We start from the raw sequence: 16,170 nt of genomic DNA on the forward strand, positions 1-16,170 counted from the left end.
GCACGCGGCGGCGCCGTGCAACGGCCTCGCCGCCGTGTCAGGATGGCGTATGGCCACCGTGCGCACGCGTCCCGATCCGCGCAAGCTGACGGACGACGAGCTGGAGCTGTTCCAGGCGTTCCACACGATGCGTCGCGGCTTCGACCGCACCCTCGACGCGCAGCTGCAGCACGACGACGGCATCTCGATCTCCGAGCTCGAGGTGCTCATGGCGCTGACCCGCTCGCCGGGTCGCCGGCTGCGCGTCCGCGACCTCGTGGAGGTCACCGGCTGGGAGAAGAGCCGGGTCTCGCACCAGGTGACCCGCATGGCCGCGCGCGGGTTCGTCGAGCGCCAGGAGTGCGCGGAGGACCGCCGCGCCAGCTGGATCCACCTCACCGGAGAGGGCCGTCGCGTCGTAGTGCGCGCTCTCCCGAAGCACTCGGCGACGATCCGTCGCATCCTGTTCGACGCCCTGTCGGCAGAGCAGCAGGAGGAGCTGCTCGGCATCGCGCACGCCATGACCGCCGCGATCGCGGCCGAGGACTGCGCCCCTCCGGACGACTGCGACGACTGAGCGTTCTCGCAGACCGCCGGCCGCTCCGGCGGCGTGTCCGCTGGGAGGGCGTCGCGGAATTGCTGGCCATTCGTCGGGAACACCGGCGGAAACCAGGCGGTTCCAAGGCGTCGCCCCCTAGCGTTTCCGTGTGCGACGCCCGAACTTCCCCGCGACAGGACCCGGCGCCGACGGCAGCGACCAGCAGCCTCCGGCGACCGAGGTCTTCAGCCGCGTGCCCTCCGCCGACCCGCGCCGCCCGGTGCGCGCGACCCGGCCCGCGTCCGGGGTGCCCACCGGCGGGGGTGCGAAGCCCTTCGATCCGTTCGGGCTCGGCGGCGACGCCCCGGGGCTCGGCGGGACGGGCGCCGGGCGTGACGGCAGCGGCGGCGGACGCGGCGGCAACGGCAACGGCCGCGGCGGAAACGGCGGCGACGGCGACGGCGGCGACGGCACCGGCGGAACCCCGGCCGGCCCCGGCAAGCCGCCGCGCAACCGCCGCCGCGCCAAGCGCATCGTCGCGTGGACGGCGGCCGCGCTGGCCGTGATCCTCGTGGTGGTCGGCGGGTACGCCGCGTACAGCTACTTCCGTTTCGTCGGCGGCGTCAAGCACGTGGACGTCATCTCGAAGCCCGCCAGCGACGTCGACGGCGAGGACCAGAACATCCTGCTCGTCGGCGACGACCACCGCCCCACCGGGGCGACGCAGGCCGAGCTCGACCAGCTCAGCACGACGGACGACGGCGGTGGCACGAACACCGACACGATGATGGTCCTGCACATCCCGGCCAACGGGAAGTCGGCCACCCTGATCTCCCTGCCCCGCGACTCCTGGGTGGATGTGCCGGGTCACGGCATGAACAAGCTCAACGCCGCCTTCTCGCTCGGCGGCGGCGGAACCGACCCGACGAGCGGGGCCAAGCTGCTCATCCAGACGGTGCAGAACCTGACCGGGCTGAGCATCGACCACTACGTCCGCGTGTCCCTCCTCGGCTTCTACACGATCGCGCAGGCCCTCGGGCCGGTGCAGGTGTGCCTGAACAACGCCGTCGACGACCCGTACTCGGGCGCGAACTTCCCGGCCGGGGTGTCGACGCTTGATGCGAAGCAGGCCCTCTCGTTCGTGCGCCAGCGGCACGGCCTGCCGCGCGGCGACCTCGACCGCGTCGTCCGTCAGCAGTACTTCCTGTCGGTCGAGGCGCACAAATTCCTCTCCGCCGGGACGCTCCTCAACCCGGCGAAACTGACGAAGGTGCTGGATGCGGTGAGCGGCTCGCTCGAGACGGACCCGGGCCTCAACTTCCTCCAGCTGGCGACCCAGCTGCAGGGGCTGACCGGGGGGAAGATCCAGTCGGCGACCATCCCGATCTCGGGCACCCCGACCATCACGGTCGACGGCGACGACATCTCCATCGTGGAGGTGGACACCGCGGCGATGCCGGCGTTCATCCAGAGCCTGATGGGCACCCCCTCGGCGTACGACAACGCGACCGCCGCGAAGCCCGCGGACACGACGGTGACGGTGCTCAACGGAGGCAGCGCGAACGGCGCGGCAACCACCGCGACCCAGACCCTGGCTGCGGCCGGCTTCAAGACCGGCACCCCGGGGGATGCGGACACGCGCGCGACCACGGTCATCCAGTACAAGTCCGGCCAGGAGGCGCAGGCGAAGGCCGTCGCCGCCTACCTTCCGGGCGCCGCGGTGCAGCAGACGGACACCGTCAGCACGGTGACCGTGGTGCTCGGCGACGACGGCATCATGCCGGCCGCGCCTGCCGCGCCCGCCCCGGGAGGCGCGCCCGCGGCGCCCGCACCGGCCCCCACCCCCTCCGGCCCGGCCACCAACTACAGCGACAAGGTCTGCATCAACTGACGCGGACTGCGCGCAGCGGCGGCCTCAGTCGAACAGGCGGCGGAAGACGTTCGTGTCGGCCAGGTCGATGAGCTCGTCGCCGCGGCCGTTCATGATCGTGCGCAGCGCGTAGAGCGTGAAGCCGGCGACCTGCTTCGTGGTGATCGCCGGCGGGATGCTGAGCTCCTGCCGCGCGGTGACCACATCCACCAGCGCCGGTCCGTCGTGCGCGAACGCGGTGCGCAGCGCGCTCTCCAGCTCGTCCGGCTTCTCGACGCGCTGACCGTGCAGCCCGGCGGCCTGCGCGAGCTGGGCGAAGTCCGGGTTCTCCAGGCCGGTGCCGAAGTTCACGAAGCCCGCGGCCTTCATCTCCACCTCGACGAAGTTCAGCGACGAGTTGTTGAAGACGACGACCTTCACCGGGAGCTTGTTCTGGCGCAGGGTGAGCAGCTCGCCGAGCAGCATCGCGAGTCCGCCGTCGCCGGCGAGCGCGACCACCTGGCGCCCGGGGAACGCCGTCTGCGCGCCGATCGCCTGCGGCAGCGCGTTGGCCATGCTGCCGTGGGTGAACGATCCGATCAGGCGGCGCCGTCCGTTCATCCGCAGGTAGCGGGCGGCCCACACCACCGGCGAGCCGACGTCCGGGATGAAGACAGCGTCCTCCGAGGCCAGCTCGCTGACAAGCCGCGCGACGTACTGCGGGTGGATGGGCGTGCGGTTGCGGTCGTTCACCGCCAGGTCGTCGAGGCTCTTGCGGGCCTTGGCGTAGTGCGCGAGCGAGGAGTCGAGGTGCTTGCGGTCCTTCCGTTCGCTGAGCAGCGGGAGCAGCGCCTCCACCGTGTCCTTCACGCTCCCGACGAGCCCGAGGTCGAGGGGGACGCGCCGCCCGAGGTTCTCGCCGCGGATGTCGACCTGGACGATCTTCGCCCTCGACGGGAAGAACTGCTGGTACGGGAAGTCCGTGCCGAGCATCAGCAGCGCGTCGCACGACTCCATCGCCCGGTAGCCGGAGGAGAAGCCGAGGAGGCCGGTCATCCCGACGTCGTACGGGTTGTCGTACTCGATGAACTCCTTGCCCCGCATGGCGTGCACGATCGGCGCCTTCAGCGCCTCCGCGACGGCGACGAGCTGCGCGTGCGCACCCTCGGCGCCCGCTCCCGAGAGGATGGTCACCTTCCTGGCGCCGTTCAGGATGTCCGCGGCCGCCTGCAGCTCGGGATCGGTCGGTCGTGTCACCCGCGGCGAGAACGTGATCGGGGCCGACTTGCGGCGCCCGGCGCTGTCCGCGAGGAAGATCTCGCCGGGCACCACGACGACCGCGACCCCGCGCCGTTCGATCGCGGTGCGCATCGCGATCTCGAGGATGCGCGGCATCTGGTCGGCCTGGCTGACCAGCTCCGTGTAGACGCTCGCCTCGCGGAACAGCTCCTGCGGGTGCGTCTCCTGGAAGTATCCGCTCCCGATCTCGGCGCCGGGGATCTGCGCGGCGATGGCGAGCACCGGCACGCGGCTGCGGTTGGCGTCGTACAGCCCGTTGATCAGGTGGGTGTTGCCCGGCCCGCAGCTGCCCGCGCACACCGCCAGCTCGCCGGTCAGGGCCGCCTCGGCCGACGCGGCGAACGCCGCCGCCTCCTCGTGCCGCACGTGCTCCCAGGTGATCGCGTCGTTGCGGCGGATCGCGTCCGTGAAGCCGTTCAGGGAGTCGCCGGGGATGCCGTACACCCGGGTCACCCCCGCGTCCTGCAGGATCTCGACGGTCGTATCGGCGACGGTGGGCATGGCGTTCCTCCCTCGATCGGTGCATCGGATGCGCCGGTCGGGCCGCGTCGCACTCCCGGCAGGGCAAACCTACGCCCCTGACGGAAATCGTTCATCCTGCGGAAAGGAAGAGTGGGTTAACGTGAGCGCATCATGGTGAAACAGGCGAGGGCCCAGGTGACCCGCGACACGATCGTCGAGGGCGCCGCCTCGGTGTTCGGTCGTCGGGGGTACGGCCTCACGTCGATCGCCGACATCGCCACCGCCTCGGGTGTCACGAAGGGCGCGCTGTACTTCCACTTCCCCTCGAAGGACGAGCTGGCGCGCGCGGTCATCGCCGAGCAGCACCGGCGCACGATGGCCGCGGCCGCCGAGGTGCTGGAGGAGGAGCGGCCGGGGCTGGAGACGATGGTGCTGCTGAGCGGCGTGCTCGCGCACCAGCTGCTCACCGACCCGGTCGTGCAGGCGGGCATCCGGCTGACCACCGACATCGCGTTCTTCGAGACGCCGGCCACCGATCCGTATCGCGACTGGCAGCGGCTGGCGGAGACGCTGTTCGGCCGGGGCGTCGAGGAGGGCGATCTGCGGCCGGGCCTCGATCCGGCGATGCTCGCGAGCGTGGTCGTCGCCTCCTACACCGGCGTGCAGCTCGTGTCGGAGACCTTCTCGGGCCGCGCCGACCTGCTGCAGCGGGTGCGCGAGCTGTGGACCGTGCTGCTCCCGGGCATCGTGGCGGCCGACCGGGCGAGCGCGCTGACGGCGCTTCCCGAGCTGATCCGCTGAGCCGGGACGTCGACCCGGCCGCAGCGCCCCCAATCCGCTGCGGCCGCGCCGAGGTGCACAATGCATTCTATGCCATAACCGGACGATCGGTATGGACTCGGCGAACACCGCCGCTCCGTCCCTCCCGGCATGCGCGAAGGCGTCCCGTAGACTTGCCCGACGGGGGAGCGCCGGCGACGGTGCGCGTGGTTCGTTGGGGAGGAAGTGCATGCCGTCACGCGGCAAGGCGCAGAAGCGCCGGGCGACGATGCGACTGGTCTACGTCGACTTCTGGTCGGCTCTGAAGATGTCGTTTTTGGTCAGCATCATCGTCGCGGCGATCACCGTGGTGGTCGGTCTGCTGCTCTGGTACGCGCTGGACCGGTTCGGCGTGGTGGGCGCCGCGAGCAACTTCCTGGAGGACATCGCCGGCGCGCAGGGCGCGAACCTCGTCGCCGGCCTGACGTTCCCGAACGTGATGACGTTCACGCTGGTCGTCGCGCTCCTCGAGGTGATCGTGGTCTCCGCGCTCGGCGCGATCTTCGCCGCCCTGTTCAACCTCGCCGTGCACGTGGTGGGCGGCTGGAAGGTCACGTTCGGGAGCGACTGAGCTCGAGTCCCCCGACGAACAGCCCGACGCCGAAGGCGAAGGCGGCCGCCGGGTCGTCCTCGTCGAGCGGCGACTCCGGGTGATCGACCAGCACGCCGAGCGAGTCGTACTGGATGCGCTGCTGCTCGTGCGAGACATGGCCGAGCACGAAGTGGAGCAGCGCCGTCGCCGAGCGGCGTGAGGTCTCGACGTCGAAACCGCCGCGGGCGACCGCCAGGGCCAGCCGGTCGACGGTCCCCGGCGAGCCGAGGCCGAGAGCGAGCGTGCTGGAGACGACCTCGGCACCGTCGCGGTAGGCGAGCAGCGCATCCCGGAGCGCGTCCGCCTCGGCGCGCACCGCATCCTGCCACGCGGCGACCTCAGCGAGCGGCTCAGCCGTGCGCGCGGCGACGATGCGGTCGGCGAGCTCGGCGAGGAGCGTCTGCTTGTTCGGGAAGTGCCAGTACAGGGCGCTGGGCTGCACGTCGAGCGCGCCCGCCAGGCGGCGCATCGTGAGGTCGGCCAGTCCCAGGTCGTCGAGGATGCGGAGCGCCGCCTCGGCCACGTCGTCGCGTGAGTGCCGCCGTCCGGTTTCGTTCCCTGCCACCTCGTCAGTATAGTGAACACCGTTCAGGTGAACACCGTTCAGGTAAGGATGCGCCCGTGACAACCTCCACTCCCCCGACGTTCTCCCGCCGCCGGCTCGACGCGACCGACCTCGCCCGCGTGGCGGTCTTCGCCGCGATCGTGGCCGTGCTCGGCCTCCCCGGCGGCCTCAGCGTCTTCGGCTCGGTGCCGATCACGGCGCAGACCCTCGGCGTGATGCTGGCGGGCGCCATCCTGGGCCCGTGGCTCGGCGCGCTGTCAATGGCGGTGCTGCTGGCCCTCGTGGCGGTCGGGCTGCCGCTGCTCTCCGGCGGCAGCGGCGGCATCGGCGTGTTCGTCGGCCCGAGCGCGGGCTACCTGTTCGGCTGGATCGCCGGCGCGCTCGTGATCGGCCTGATCGTGCACGCGGGCGGCCGCCGCCCGGTGTGGTGGCGCACGCTGCTCGGGATGATCGTGGGCGGCATCCTCGTCGTCTACGCGTTCGGCGTGCCGGTGCAGAGCCTGGTGACCCGCCTCCCGCTCGACACGACGGCGGCGCTGAGCCTGGTGTTCGTGCCCGGCGACCTCGTGAAGGCGGTGATCGCGACGGCCATCGTGATGACGCTGGTGCGCGCTTACCCGCGGGCGTTCCGCCGCACCTGGGTCGCGCCGCGCAGCGCGGTCCGTCCGGCGGAGACCGCGCCCGTGACCGCGGAGACCGCGGCCGGGGCCGCAAAGCCCGCGGAGCCGACGCAGCCGGCCGAGCCGCGGGTGCCGTGACCGACTCCGCCGCGATCCTCCTCGACCACGTCGGCGTCCGGCTCGGCGACGTCGACGCCCTCCGGGACGTCAGCCTCGCGCTCGACGCCCGGACGGTCGCGGTCGTCGGTGAGAACGGGTCCGGCAAGTCGACGTTCGCGCGCCTGCTCGCCGGGCTGGTGACGGCCACCGACGGCGGCGTGCGCATCCTCGGCCACGATCCGGTGCGGCAGGCCGCCGAGCTGCGCCGTGAGGTCGCCGTCGTCTTCAGCAACCCCGACGCGCAGATCGTCATGCCGACGGTCGCGGAGGACGTCGCGTTCTCTCTCCGGCCCGAGCGCCTGGGGCGCGACGAGACCGCGCGGCGCGTGGACGAGGCGCTCGACCGCTTCGGGCTGTCCGCGCTGCGCGACCGCTCGTCGCACGAGCTCTCCGGCGGCCAGAAGCAGCTGCTCGCCCTCGCGGGGGCGTTCGTCCGGCGCCCGCGCCTGGTCGTCGCAGACGAGCCGACCACCTACCTGGATGCGCGCAACGCCCGCCTCGTCGCCTCCCACCTGCTGGAGGACGCGGGCCACCGCCTGGTGCTGGTGACTCACGACCTGACGCTCGCGGCGCGCTGCGACGCGGCGGTCCTGTTCGCCGCGGGCCGGGTGGAGGCGGTCGGGCATCCCGAGGACGTCATCGCCGAGTACGAGGCGGCGCTCACGTGCTGAGCCTCTACCGGCCCGGCAACGGCATCCTGCACCGGATGCCGGCGGGGCCGAAGCTGCTGCTCCTGCTGGTGCTCGTCTTGGCCGTCTCGCTCCTGCCCTCGCTGTGGTGGGCGGCCGGTGCGGCGGCGACGACGACCGTGGCCGCCTACGCCCTCGCGGGTCTCGACGACGGGATGCTCGGGATGCGCGAGCTGGCCCGGCAGACGATCGCGCTCCGCTGGCTGATCGTCGTCACGCTCGGCGCCCAGCTGATCTTCCTGGGGCCGGAGCCCGCCGTCGCGAACACCGCGCGCGTCACCTGCGCCGTGCTGCTCGCCGGCCTGCTGGCCCTGACGACCCGCGTCTCCGCCCTCCTCGACGCCGTCGAGCGCGGCCTCCGCCCGCTCGAGCGGCTGCACGTCGACTCGGGGCGCGCGGCGGTGCTGCTGACCGTGACGCTCACGACCGTCCCCGTGCTCGCGCGGCTCGCGGGCGAGGTGCGGGAGGCGCAGCGTGCGCGGGGCGCCCGGCCCGGCGTACGCTTCTTCGCGGTGCCGTTCCTCATCCTCTCCCTCAAGCACGCCGACCAGCTCGGCGAGGCGCTCTCCGCGCGGGGGGTGCGATGACGGACCGTCCCCGCGTCCTCGGGCCGGTCGTCGACGACGAGACGCGCTGCATCCACTACCGGTCGCCGCTCGACGTGATCGCGATCCGGTTCGCCTGCTGCGGCGAGTACTACCCGTGCCACCTGTGCCACGCCGAGGCGGCCGGGCATCCCGCCGAGCAGTGGCCCCGGGAGAGCCGGGACAGGGAGGCCGTGCTCTGCGGCGTCTGCGGCAGCGAGCTGACGATCGCCGAGTACCTCCGCGTCGACGCCTGCCCGCACTGCGCGGCGCCCTTCAACCCCGGCTGCCGGCTCCACACCCACCTGTACTTCGAGCCGTGACCCCCAGACCACGCGAGTGGTGAGCAGATGTCGCCAATCGGTGAGGATTGACGCATCCACTCACCACTCGGTGAGGGCTAGAACCAGCCGAAGATGCGGTCCAGCAGGTCGAGCAGCCAGTCGATCACCGGGATCCCGGTGGACGGCTTGTCCGCCTTGACCTTGAGCGTCGTCCAGCCGATCACTCCGTTGGAGGCGTTCTGCACCGACAGCTTGTGCTCGCCGTTGCCCGCGTCCTTCGGGATGGTCAGGGCGACCACACCGCTCGCCGGCACCTGCACCCAGCCGCCGCTGATGTTCTGCGGCTTCGAGTACAGCCAGACCGAGACCCACTCGCCGGCGTGCTTCGCGCCGACCGTGACCTGCACGGCCTCACCCGGGCGGTAGGTGTCCTTGTCGACGGTGACCGCGTCCTTCAGCGCCTTGGTGAGCGCCGACTCCTTGGCCGCCTTCGGGTCGGTCCCCGGCTTGGGGTTGGTCGGGGCGTCCGCCACGGTCAGCGGGACGCGGACGGTGGTGCCCGAGTCGGGAGCCGTCAGCACCAGGGTGCTGGCGCCCGCGGCGTCCGCCGGGACCGTGAAGGCGACCGTCGCGCTGCCCGCCGCATCCACCGGCACGCTGCCGAGGGCTGCGGAGCCGTTCCACGACAGGTCGAGCTTCGTGTTGGCCGGGCTGCCGAGCGAGGTCAGGTTCAGCTTGGACACCTGGAGGGTGACCTGCTGACCGCGCTGCAGCGTCCCGGTGGGCACGCCGCTCACGCCGACGCCGCGCTTCTCGAAGCTGGGCGACAGCGGGCTGTTCTTCTGGATGTAGCTGATCCACGCGTCGCGGTCGATCAGTCCGGAGTCCTTCGTGTTCGACCCGGCCGCGAAGGCACGGAAGTTGTCACCGCCCTGGATCAGGAAGGAGAACGAGCCGATCCGGTACGACTTCGCCGGGTCGATGGGCTTCCCGTTCACGAGGATGCTCGTGATCCGGTCGCCCTCCGGACGCGTCGCGTCGTAGGTGTAGCTGACGTTCTTCGACAGTCCCAGGTTGAGGAACGGCCGGCTCGGCACGGTGCCGTCGGCGTTGCGCTGCCACTGCTGCTCCAGCGCCTGCTTGAACTGCGCCCCGGTGAGGGACGTGGTCCACAGGTTGTTGACGAACGGCAGCACCGCGTTGGCCTGGGCGTACGTGATGCTCCCGTCGGTGCCGTACAGCAGCTCCGCCCGCAGGCCGCCCGGGTTCACCACGCCGATCTCGGCGCCGCCGAGCTCCTGCGAGGAGAGGGTGGACAGCAGCGAGTCGGCGACCAGGTTGCCGAGCGTGGACTCGCTCATGCGGTCGTCGCGGGCGCCGTTCAGGTAGGCGGTGGTGATGTCCTTCGTCACCGAGCCGACCTTCTGGTTGCCGATGACGGCCGCGTCGGCGAGCGCCTTGTCGACGATCGTCTTCACCGCGGCGACCCGCGGGTAGGCGGCGACCAGGGCGGCGTCGGCGTCCGTCGTCCGTGCGACGTTGCGCGCGGTGTAGGCGGTGACCGCATCCGTCTCCGGGTCGACGGTCAGGGTGACCTGGCCGATGTTCTCGCCGTAGCTGCCGGTCTGGAGGATCGGGCGGGTCTTGCCGTCCACTCCGGGGATCGGAGCATCCCACGCGTACTGCTTGTGCGTGTGGCCGGTGAAGATCGCCGCGACCTTGGCGCTCGTCTTGGTGACGATGTCGGCGAACGCTCCGCCGGCCGCGACCTCCTGCTCGAGCGTTGCACCGTCGGGCGTGCCGAAGCCGGCGCCCTCGTGGTACTCCGCGACCAGCACGTCGGCCTCGCCGTTGGCGGGGTCGCCGTCGGTCAGCTCACCGGCGACGCGGTTGACCGCCTCGACCGGGTCGCCGAAGTCGAGCGACGAGACGCCGCCCGGCGACACGAGCGTCGGGGTCTCCTGCGTCACGGCGCCGATCACGCCGACCGTCAGGCCGTCGACGTCGAAGGTGGCGTACTCGGGGAGGGCGGGGGTCTTCGTGCCCTTCTCGTAGACGTTCGCTCCGAGGTAGGAGAAGTCCGCCGCATCCTTCACACGTCCGGTGAGGTCCGCGTAGCCCTTGTCGAACTCGTGGTTGCCGACAGCGCTGGTCTTGAGCCCCAGGGTGTTCAGGACGTCGAGCGTGGGGATGTCGCCCGCCGAGGCGGAGGCGAACAGGGAGGCGCCGATGTTGTCGCCGCTGGAGAGGAAGAGCGAGTTCGCCTCGCCGCCCTCCGCCTTCAGCTTCTCGATCGTGCCGGCGAACTTCACGGTGTTGGCGTCGATCCGGCCGTGGAAGTCGTTGATGTTCAGCAGGTTCAGCGTCACGGGCTTCGCGGCGAGACCGAGGCCCACCACGATCGGGTCGTGGTCGCTCGACCGGTACGGGTCGGCGGCGTAGAAGTTCGTGACGTTGTAGTTGTAGCGGCTGTACTCCAGCGCCACGGACTCGCCCGAGTTGATGTTCCAGACGTCCGCGCCGGTGATGGCCGTGTTGGCCGCAGGCGACGCGAGGACGTGGTCGAGGGAGCCGGTCGTCCCGCCGAAGGAGTAGGTCGCCTTCGAGGTGCGGGTGCTGACCTGGTCGACGTAGCCCGCGTCGGTGAGGACCTTGATCGGGTCCTCCTTCAGGTAGGCGTTGAAGTCGCCGATGAGGAGCACCTTGTCGGTCTTCAGCGCCGCCTTGCGCTCGTCGGCGAAGGCGACCAGCGCGTTCGCCTGCTTCACGCGCGACGCGTTCGACGCGCCCTGGCCGTCGCCCTGGTCGGCGTCGGCGCCCGTGCCGGAACCCTTCGACTTGAAGTGGTTCACGATCGCGAGGAACGCCGACGAGTCCTTCGTGCCGACCTTCTTGAAGGCCTGCGCGAGCGGCTGCCGGGCGTTCGAGAACGCCGGGTCGTCGAGGATCTTCGACGCGCCGACGGGGACGGCGTTCGCCTTCTTGTAGATGAACGCGGTGCGGATCACGTCCTCGGTCGCCGGGAGCTGCGACGGCGACTTCACGTACGCCCACACCTCCGAGCCGGCGGCCGCGTTCAGCGCACCCACGAGGGTGGCGAGAGCGGAGTCGCGGTCCTCGCCGAAGCGGGCCGAGTTCTCGATCTCCTCCAGGGACACCACGTCGGCGCCGAGGCCGTTGATCGCCGCGACGATCTTGTCCTGCTGGCGCTTCAGGTTGGGGGCGTCCGCGGCGCCGCGGGCGTCGCATCCGCTGTTGACCGTGATCGGGCTGCCGTCGCGGTCGGTGTAGAACGTGCAGCCGCTCAGCTGGTCACCGGTAGTGGTGAAGTAGTTGAGCACGTTGAAGGTCGCCAGGCGCAGGTCGCCGCCGACGTTCTCCGGGGCCGCGGTGCGGGTGTTCGCGAAGGTCACCGGCTGCACGGTCGCCGCGTTCGCGGGCGTGAGCTCGGAGGTCGGCTGGAACTTCCAGGCGTTGTTGCGGTAGTCGAGCACGACCGGCTTGGTGAACGTGACGGGCTCGCCGACACGGACCGGGTTGCTGAGCGACAGGTACGGCAGCGGCTTCGACTTGTTGGCCGCGCTGAGGAAGTTGGTCGACGCGCCGTCGTCCAGCGTCACCGCGCGGGCGGCGTTGTCGGCCACGACGGCGTCGTACTCGGCCGTGCCGGGGCGGGCGGCCTCGGTCGGCTGCACGAGGGTCGTGGAGCCGGCGGCCAGCCCGATCTCGCCGTACTGGTTCGCCGAGTAGACGTCGGTGACCGTGAAGGCGCTCTGCGGGGCGAGCAGCATGCCCTCGAGGCTCTCGCGCTGAGCGGCCGTCGCCGGGAGGCCGACCGTCGCGGGCGCGGGGGCCGTGACCGTGGAGGCGTCGAGCTTGGTGACGGTGCCCGCGGTGATCTCCGTGAGGCCGTTGAACTCGCTGACCGCGCCGGTGACCTTCACGTAGTCGCCCTGCTCGACACCGGCCGCGGCGGACGAGCCGTACACGAAGACGGCGTCGGACGCCGTGTGGGTCGCCAGGTCGACGGCGCCGCCGGTGCCCGGGGTCTGGATGTAGAAGCCGTTGAACCCGCCGGTCGCGTACTGCGCGGTCACGACACCGGTGGTGGTGACCGTCGTGCCGGCCTTCGGGCTGGTGTCCCCGGTGCCCTGGATGTCGGCGATGGCGACCGTGTCGGCCGGGGTTCCCGGGTCTCCCGTCCCGGGGTCGCCGGTGCCCGGGTCGCCGGGAGCGGAGGCCGCGTTCTGCGGCGTGATGGTCGCGCTCAGCGTGAAGTCGGCGCTGTTGTCGTCAGTGTCGGCGGCATTCGTGCGCACGAGCGACTTCACGTCGGTGTTGCCCGACGGGGCGGTCGCCTTCGCCTTCTCGAACGTGTTCGAGGTGCCGTAGCCGAGGAGGTCGGCGACGTTGGGGTCGGAGGTCACCGAGCCGGTCGGCAGCGTCAAAGCGGAGGCCGACTTGGCGAGGATGAGCGTGCCGGTGGTGCCGCTCGGGTTGAGGGCGTTGCCGGCGGCGTCGGGCGTCGGCAGCGCCTGGCCGTTGGCACCGTTGGAGCCGCCCCCGACCAGGTAGTAGCCCTTGGCGGCGATGGAACCGGTGAGCGGCACGACGCCGGTCGACGCGCTCGTGCCGGTGGCCGGGCGGTACTGCAGGCTCCAGCCCGACAGGCTGACCGCGCTGGCGCCCGGGTTGTAGAGCTCGACGAACTTGTTCGTGTAGGCCGCGCCGGCACTGCCGCCGGACAGGTAGGCCTCGTTGATGACGACACCCGTGCCGTCGGAGCTGGCGAAGGCGGGGGTGGCGACGAGCGCACCGGCGGCGAGGCCGGCTCCCGCGATCGCGGCGGCGGTGGCGCGCGCCAGCCTGCCGAATCTGGTTGACATTGTTCTCCTCGGTCGGTGAGGTGCGTGGGATGAGTCCGCGGCCAACGTAGAGAAGCCGTCGAACGGGACTGTTTCTCGTGTGTGAACGTACAGAAAACTCATTGAGGGGTAGACCGCTCATTTGAGCACCGCACGGGGGCGACGGCGGATGCGCCATGATGAGAGGCATGCGGATCGACGAGATCGCCCACTTCCGGGCCTTGGCCGCGGAGGGGCATCCCGCCCTCGCCGCCGAGACCCTCGGCGTCTCGCAGTCCACGTTGACGCGGTCCCTCGCCCGGCTGGAGCAGGAGATGGGCGTCGAGCTGTTCGACCGCCGCCGCGGCCACCTGGAGCTCAACCAGTACGGCGAGATCCTGCTCGCGCACGCGGTCCGCGCCGAGTCCGAGCTCGAGAACGCGCGCGCCCGCATCGAGGCGCTCCGCGACCCGTCCGGCGGAACCGTCTCCCTCGCCTACGTGTCCTCGTTCGGCGGGTGGCTCATCCCCCGGGTCATCAGCGAGTACCGCGGGCTGTTCCCGGACATCCGCTTCGTGCTGCGCGGCGGCACGGCGGACACGGTGCTGGATGCGCTCCGCGACGGTGCGGCGGACCTCGCCTTCCTCAGCCCCGACCCGCGCGACCCGGAGATCGAGTGGAAGCCGCTCACCGCCGAGCGCCTCGTGCTCGGGGTGCCGGAGGGCCATCCGCTCGCGGGGCGGGACGCCGTGAGCGTGCCCGACCTCGAACCGTACGACCTCGTGGCGCTGCGGACCGGCTCCGGCCTTCGGCACATCGCGGACGCCTACTTCTCGGCGCACGGCGTGGTCATGAACCCGGTGATCGAGGTCACCGAGCTGTCGACGCTGCGCGGCCTGGTGCGGGATGCGGTGGGCGTGGCGCTCATCCCGGACACCCCGGTGGAGCCCGGCATCGTCGCCGTGCCGCTGCGCGACGAGGCGCGCCGCATCATCGGCCTCGCCCGCAACCGCAGCCGCTCGCAGTCGGCCGCCGCCGAGCAGTTCGCGCGCTTCGTGCACGAGGAGCTCGACTCGCTCGCCGAGTGATCGGCGACGGTCGCGCGTCGGCGACGGCCTCGCGTCAGCGGTGGCCGAGCGTCAGCAGGAGTCGGCCCAGAGCCGGCGCGGCCGCTCGGGGTCGGTGTCGTCGAGCAGCACGGACGCCACTTCACGCGGGGCGCCGAGCGGGTCCTTCTGGCCGGTCGTGACGAACGACCAGTCGGGGCTGCGCTCCGGGTCGTGCTCGACCCAGAGCGAGAAGTTCCAGAAGCCGCGGAAGTCGGGGCCGAGCAGTCCCCGCCCCGCCACGACGAGCACAGCGTCGCGCTCACGGAAGGGGGCGACGACATCCGCTCGGAAAGCGTCGGCGGTCGTCCCCTCGGTCACATCGGCGCGCTCGGCCTCCTGGCCGGCGTCGCGCAGCGCCGCGGCGAGCGCGTCGGCCACCCGGCCGGGGTCGCTCTCGGGCACTCCGGTCACCGCGAGGAACCGCGGGCCTCGCCGGTAGTGCTGCAGGAACTCCGCCGCCACCTCCGCGAAGAACTCCCGCTGGGCGGTCCCGGGCTGGGTGTCGGTCATGGTGCTCCTTCCGGCCGTTCGCTGGTGGGAACGCTACGCGCCCACCCGGCATTCCGGCACCGGTGCGCGGATCAGTCGTTCCGCTGGAGCGTCCCGATCTTCTTCCCCGACGAGTCGTAGACGATCATCGTGTTCCCGTCGGCCTTGCCGCTCTCGGCCGTCGACATCCACGTGTCGACGTCGGCGCACGCCTTCTGGGTCGTCGCGACCGTGCCCAGCTCGATCGTCGTGCCCGAGATCGTGCCCTTGCCCGACATCGTGTTGCAGCCGTCCGACCCGGTGTAGGAGCCGTCGGAGTCGATGATCAGGTTGGGCTCACCGGGATCGGTGCTCCCCCACTTGCCCGGGACGTCGCTGCTCGGCTGCGGCGTGCATCCCGTCAGCATCAGCAGCGCGACCACGATGGCCGCCGCTCCCGCTCTCCGTGTGCTCTCCATGGCGCCGGACGCTACGCCCCGCCGCCCGCGCGCGAAAGGCAGTACCGGGTGCGCCGAAGCCGTCCGGCGGCTACCGTGGGGACATGGCACAGGAGCGTCTCTTCGGCATGAGCTTCGCCCGCATCTACCCGCTGTACGTGGCGAAGGTGGAGCGCAAGGGCCGCAGCACCGAGGACCTCGACACGGTCATCACCTGGCTGACCGGGTACGATCGCGCCGGCCTCGACGCCGCCATCGAACGCGGGGTCGACCTGCAGACGTTCTTCGCCGAGGCCCCGCGCATGAACCCCGACGCCTCCCTCATCACCGGCGTCATCTGCGGCGTGCGGGTGGAGGACATCGAGGACCCGCGGATGCAGAGGATCCGCTACCTCGACAAGCTCGTCGACGAGGTGGCGGGCGGCAAGAAGATGTCGTCGATCCTGCGGGGGCAGCCCGTCAGTCGTCCGGCGTGAGCACCTGCTCGACCGACGCGTCGTCGCGCACGGTCCCGGGAACCGTCTCCTGGTAGAGGTAGGCGGCCGCCTCCGGCCAGGAGCTCGCGTCCGCCAGGCGGAAGACGTCGACCGCGCGTACGCCCTCGAACGTGGTGGAGGCGCGCAGCATCTCCGCCGGCCGGTCGGAGATCACCGGCAGCCGGATGCTGAACGGATCACGATCCTCCTCGGGGAAGAGGAAGAGCGCGAGGAACGTCGGCTCGGCCATCGTTCCCCCAACCCCCTCGGTGCAGCGCTGTCGCCCGCATGATGCACCCGGGGGTGACGGCCCGGCAACACACCATCTGGGAGCATCCCGTCGCCGAGGTGAAGTTCTCCCTTACAAATCCCAGCC

At 71.4% G+C, this 16,170-nt stretch carries 16 protein-coding genes; 10 read left to right on the plus strand and 6 right to left on the minus strand.

From position 1 onward, the window contains the following. Window positions 1-49 precede the first annotated feature (49 nt). Both J2W45_RS09365 and J2W45_RS09370 read left to right on the plus strand, forming a co-directional pair. Window positions 50-556, plus strand: a complete 507-nt coding sequence (locus tag J2W45_RS09365) for a MarR family winged helix-turn-helix transcriptional regulator (protein ID WP_310131071.1) — start codon at window positions 50-52, stop codon at window positions 554-556. A 130-nt stretch (window positions 557-686) separates the two neighbouring features. Then, on the plus strand, window positions 687-2,408 hold the full coding sequence (locus J2W45_RS09370; protein ID WP_310131072.1) for an LCP family protein: 1,722 nt from the start codon (window positions 687-689) through the stop codon (window positions 2,406-2,408). 24 nt (window positions 2,409-2,432) lie between these two features. On the opposite strand, the gene poxB is transcribed toward J2W45_RS09370, so the two are convergent. Further along, window positions 2,433-4,166: a ubiquinone-dependent pyruvate dehydrogenase gene (poxB, locus tag J2W45_RS09375; RefSeq protein ID WP_310131073.1), complete on the minus strand. Its 1,734-nt coding sequence runs from the start codon at window positions 4,164-4,166 to the stop codon at window positions 2,433-2,435. Between the two features lie 132 nt (window positions 4,167-4,298). Between poxB and J2W45_RS09380 the strand changes: the two genes are divergently transcribed. After that, the gene (locus J2W45_RS09380) at window positions 4,299-4,928 is read left to right on the plus strand and encodes a ScbR family autoregulator-binding transcription factor (protein ID WP_310131076.1); all 630 of its coding nucleotides are present in this window, start codon (window positions 4,299-4,301) and stop codon (window positions 4,926-4,928) included. A 208-nt stretch (window positions 4,929-5,136) separates the two neighbouring features. Next, window positions 5,137-5,517 (plus strand): DUF3566 domain-containing protein, encoded by a 381-nt coding sequence (locus tag J2W45_RS09385; protein WP_310131078.1) that lies wholly within the window; start codon window positions 5,137-5,139, stop codon window positions 5,515-5,517. Here the strand turns inward: J2W45_RS09385 and J2W45_RS09390 are convergent. Further along, the gene (locus J2W45_RS09390) at window positions 5,498-6,007 is read right to left on the minus strand and encodes a TetR/AcrR family transcriptional regulator C-terminal domain-containing protein (RefSeq protein ID WP_396427115.1); all 510 of its coding nucleotides are present in this window, start codon (window positions 6,005-6,007) and stop codon (window positions 5,498-5,500) included. The genes J2W45_RS09385 and J2W45_RS09390 overlap by 20 nt on opposite strands. Before the next feature lie 152 nt (window positions 6,008-6,159). Here J2W45_RS09390 and J2W45_RS09395 point away from each other — a divergent pair, with 152 nt between their 5' ends. From J2W45_RS09395 to J2W45_RS09410, 4 genes are read left to right on the plus strand one after another with little or no spacing between them, the layout of a single operon-like run. Further along, a complete protein-coding gene (locus J2W45_RS09395) occupies window positions 6,160-6,861 on the plus strand; it encodes a biotin transporter BioY (protein WP_310131083.1) in 702 nt (233 codons plus the stop codon). Continuing rightward, window positions 6,858-7,553, plus strand: a complete 696-nt coding sequence (locus tag J2W45_RS09400; RefSeq protein WP_310131085.1) for an energy-coupling factor ABC transporter ATP-binding protein — start codon at window positions 6,858-6,860, stop codon at window positions 7,551-7,553. Before J2W45_RS09395 ends, J2W45_RS09400 begins: the two co-directional genes overlap by 4 nt. Next, window positions 7,547-8,158: a CbiQ family ECF transporter T component gene (locus tag J2W45_RS09405; protein ID WP_310131088.1), complete on the plus strand. Its 612-nt coding sequence runs from the start codon at window positions 7,547-7,549 to the stop codon at window positions 8,156-8,158. Before J2W45_RS09400 ends, J2W45_RS09405 begins: the two co-directional genes overlap by 7 nt. Continuing rightward, entirely contained in the window at window positions 8,155-8,478 is a 324-nt protein-coding gene (locus J2W45_RS09410) for a CHY zinc finger protein (protein ID WP_310131090.1), read from the plus strand. The genes J2W45_RS09405 and J2W45_RS09410 overlap by 4 nt, the downstream gene beginning before the upstream one ends. Before the next feature lie 77 nt (window positions 8,479-8,555). Here J2W45_RS09410 and J2W45_RS09415 read toward each other — a convergent pair whose 3' ends face one another. Continuing rightward, window positions 8,556-13,325, minus strand: a complete 4,770-nt coding sequence (locus J2W45_RS09415) for an ExeM/NucH family extracellular endonuclease (protein WP_310131091.1) — start codon at window positions 13,323-13,325, stop codon at window positions 8,556-8,558. 167 nt (window positions 13,326-13,492) lie between these two features. Here J2W45_RS09415 and J2W45_RS09420 point away from each other — a divergent pair, with 167 nt between their 5' ends. Continuing rightward, on the plus strand, window positions 13,493-14,371 hold the full coding sequence (locus tag J2W45_RS09420; protein WP_310131094.1) for a LysR family transcriptional regulator: 879 nt from the start codon (window positions 13,493-13,495) through the stop codon (window positions 14,369-14,371). Window positions 14,372-14,422: 51 nt separating this feature from the next. On the opposite strand, the gene J2W45_RS09425 is transcribed toward J2W45_RS09420, so the two are convergent. Together J2W45_RS09425 and J2W45_RS09430 are read right to left on the minus strand one after the other, a co-directional pair. Continuing rightward, window positions 14,423-14,902 (minus strand): nucleoside/nucleotide kinase family protein, encoded by a 480-nt coding sequence (locus J2W45_RS09425; protein ID WP_310131097.1) that lies wholly within the window; start codon window positions 14,900-14,902, stop codon window positions 14,423-14,425. Window positions 14,903-14,973: 71 nt separating this feature from the next. Continuing rightward, on the minus strand, window positions 14,974-15,339 hold the full coding sequence (locus J2W45_RS09430; RefSeq protein WP_310131100.1) for an META domain-containing protein: 366 nt from the start codon (window positions 15,337-15,339) through the stop codon (window positions 14,974-14,976). A gap of 83 nt (window positions 15,340-15,422) precedes the next feature. Here J2W45_RS09430 and J2W45_RS09435 point away from each other — a divergent pair, with 83 nt between their 5' ends. After that, window positions 15,423-15,794 (plus strand): DUF2200 domain-containing protein, encoded by a 372-nt coding sequence (locus J2W45_RS09435; RefSeq protein WP_310131102.1) that lies wholly within the window; start codon window positions 15,423-15,425, stop codon window positions 15,792-15,794. Here the strand turns inward: J2W45_RS09435 and J2W45_RS09440 are convergent. Further along, on the minus strand, window positions 15,778-16,044 hold the full coding sequence (locus J2W45_RS09440) for a hypothetical protein (protein ID WP_310131104.1): 267 nt from the start codon (window positions 16,042-16,044) through the stop codon (window positions 15,778-15,780). The two genes, J2W45_RS09435 and J2W45_RS09440, sit on opposite strands and share 17 nt — an antisense overlap. Window positions 16,045-16,170: the final 126 nt, after the last annotated feature.

The sequence above is a fragment of the Leifsonia shinshuensis genome (genome assembly GCF_031456835.1).
In the GTDB taxonomy this organism is placed as follows: Bacteria; Actinomycetota; Actinomycetes; order Actinomycetales; family Microbacteriaceae; genus Leifsonia; species Leifsonia shinshuensis_C.

What these genes read in the sequence shown, in the direction of transcription:
- J2W45_RS09365 (WP_310131071.1), top strand. Translation starts at nt 50, where the DNA reads ATGGCCACCGTGCGCACGCGTCCCGATCCGCGCAAGCTGACGGACGAC.
- poxB (WP_310131073.1), bottom strand. Translation starts at nt 4,166, where the DNA reads ATGCCCACCGTCGCCGATACGACCGTCGAGATCCTGCAGGACGCGGGG.
- J2W45_RS09380 (WP_310131076.1), top strand. Translation starts at nt 4,299, where the DNA reads ATGGTGAAACAGGCGAGGGCCCAGGTGACCCGCGACACGATCGTCGAG.
- J2W45_RS09385 (WP_310131078.1), top strand. Translation starts at nt 5,137, where the DNA reads ATGCCGTCACGCGGCAAGGCGCAGAAGCGCCGGGCGACGATGCGACTG.
- J2W45_RS09390 (WP_396427115.1), bottom strand. Translation starts at nt 6,007, where the DNA reads ATGCGCCGCCTGGCGGGCGCGCTCGACGTGCAGCCCAGCGCCCTGTAC.
- J2W45_RS09410 (WP_310131090.1), top strand. Translation starts at nt 8,155, where the DNA reads ATGACGGACCGTCCCCGCGTCCTCGGGCCGGTCGTCGACGACGAGACG.
- J2W45_RS09415 (WP_310131091.1), bottom strand. Translation starts at nt 13,325, where the DNA reads ATGTCAACCAGATTCGGCAGGCTGGCGCGCGCCACCGCCGCCGCGATC.
- J2W45_RS09420 (WP_310131094.1), top strand. Translation starts at nt 13,493, where the DNA reads ATGCGGATCGACGAGATCGCCCACTTCCGGGCCTTGGCCGCGGAGGGG.
- J2W45_RS09425 (WP_310131097.1), bottom strand. Translation starts at nt 14,902, where the DNA reads ATGACCGACACCCAGCCCGGGACCGCCCAGCGGGAGTTCTTCGCGGAG.
- J2W45_RS09430 (WP_310131100.1), bottom strand. Translation starts at nt 15,339, where the DNA reads ATGGAGAGCACACGGAGAGCGGGAGCGGCGGCCATCGTGGTCGCGCTG.
- J2W45_RS09435 (WP_310131102.1), top strand. Translation starts at nt 15,423, where the DNA reads ATGGCACAGGAGCGTCTCTTCGGCATGAGCTTCGCCCGCATCTACCCG.
- J2W45_RS09440 (WP_310131104.1), bottom strand. Translation starts at nt 16,044, where the DNA reads ATGGCCGAGCCGACGTTCCTCGCGCTCTTCCTCTTCCCCGAGGAGGAT.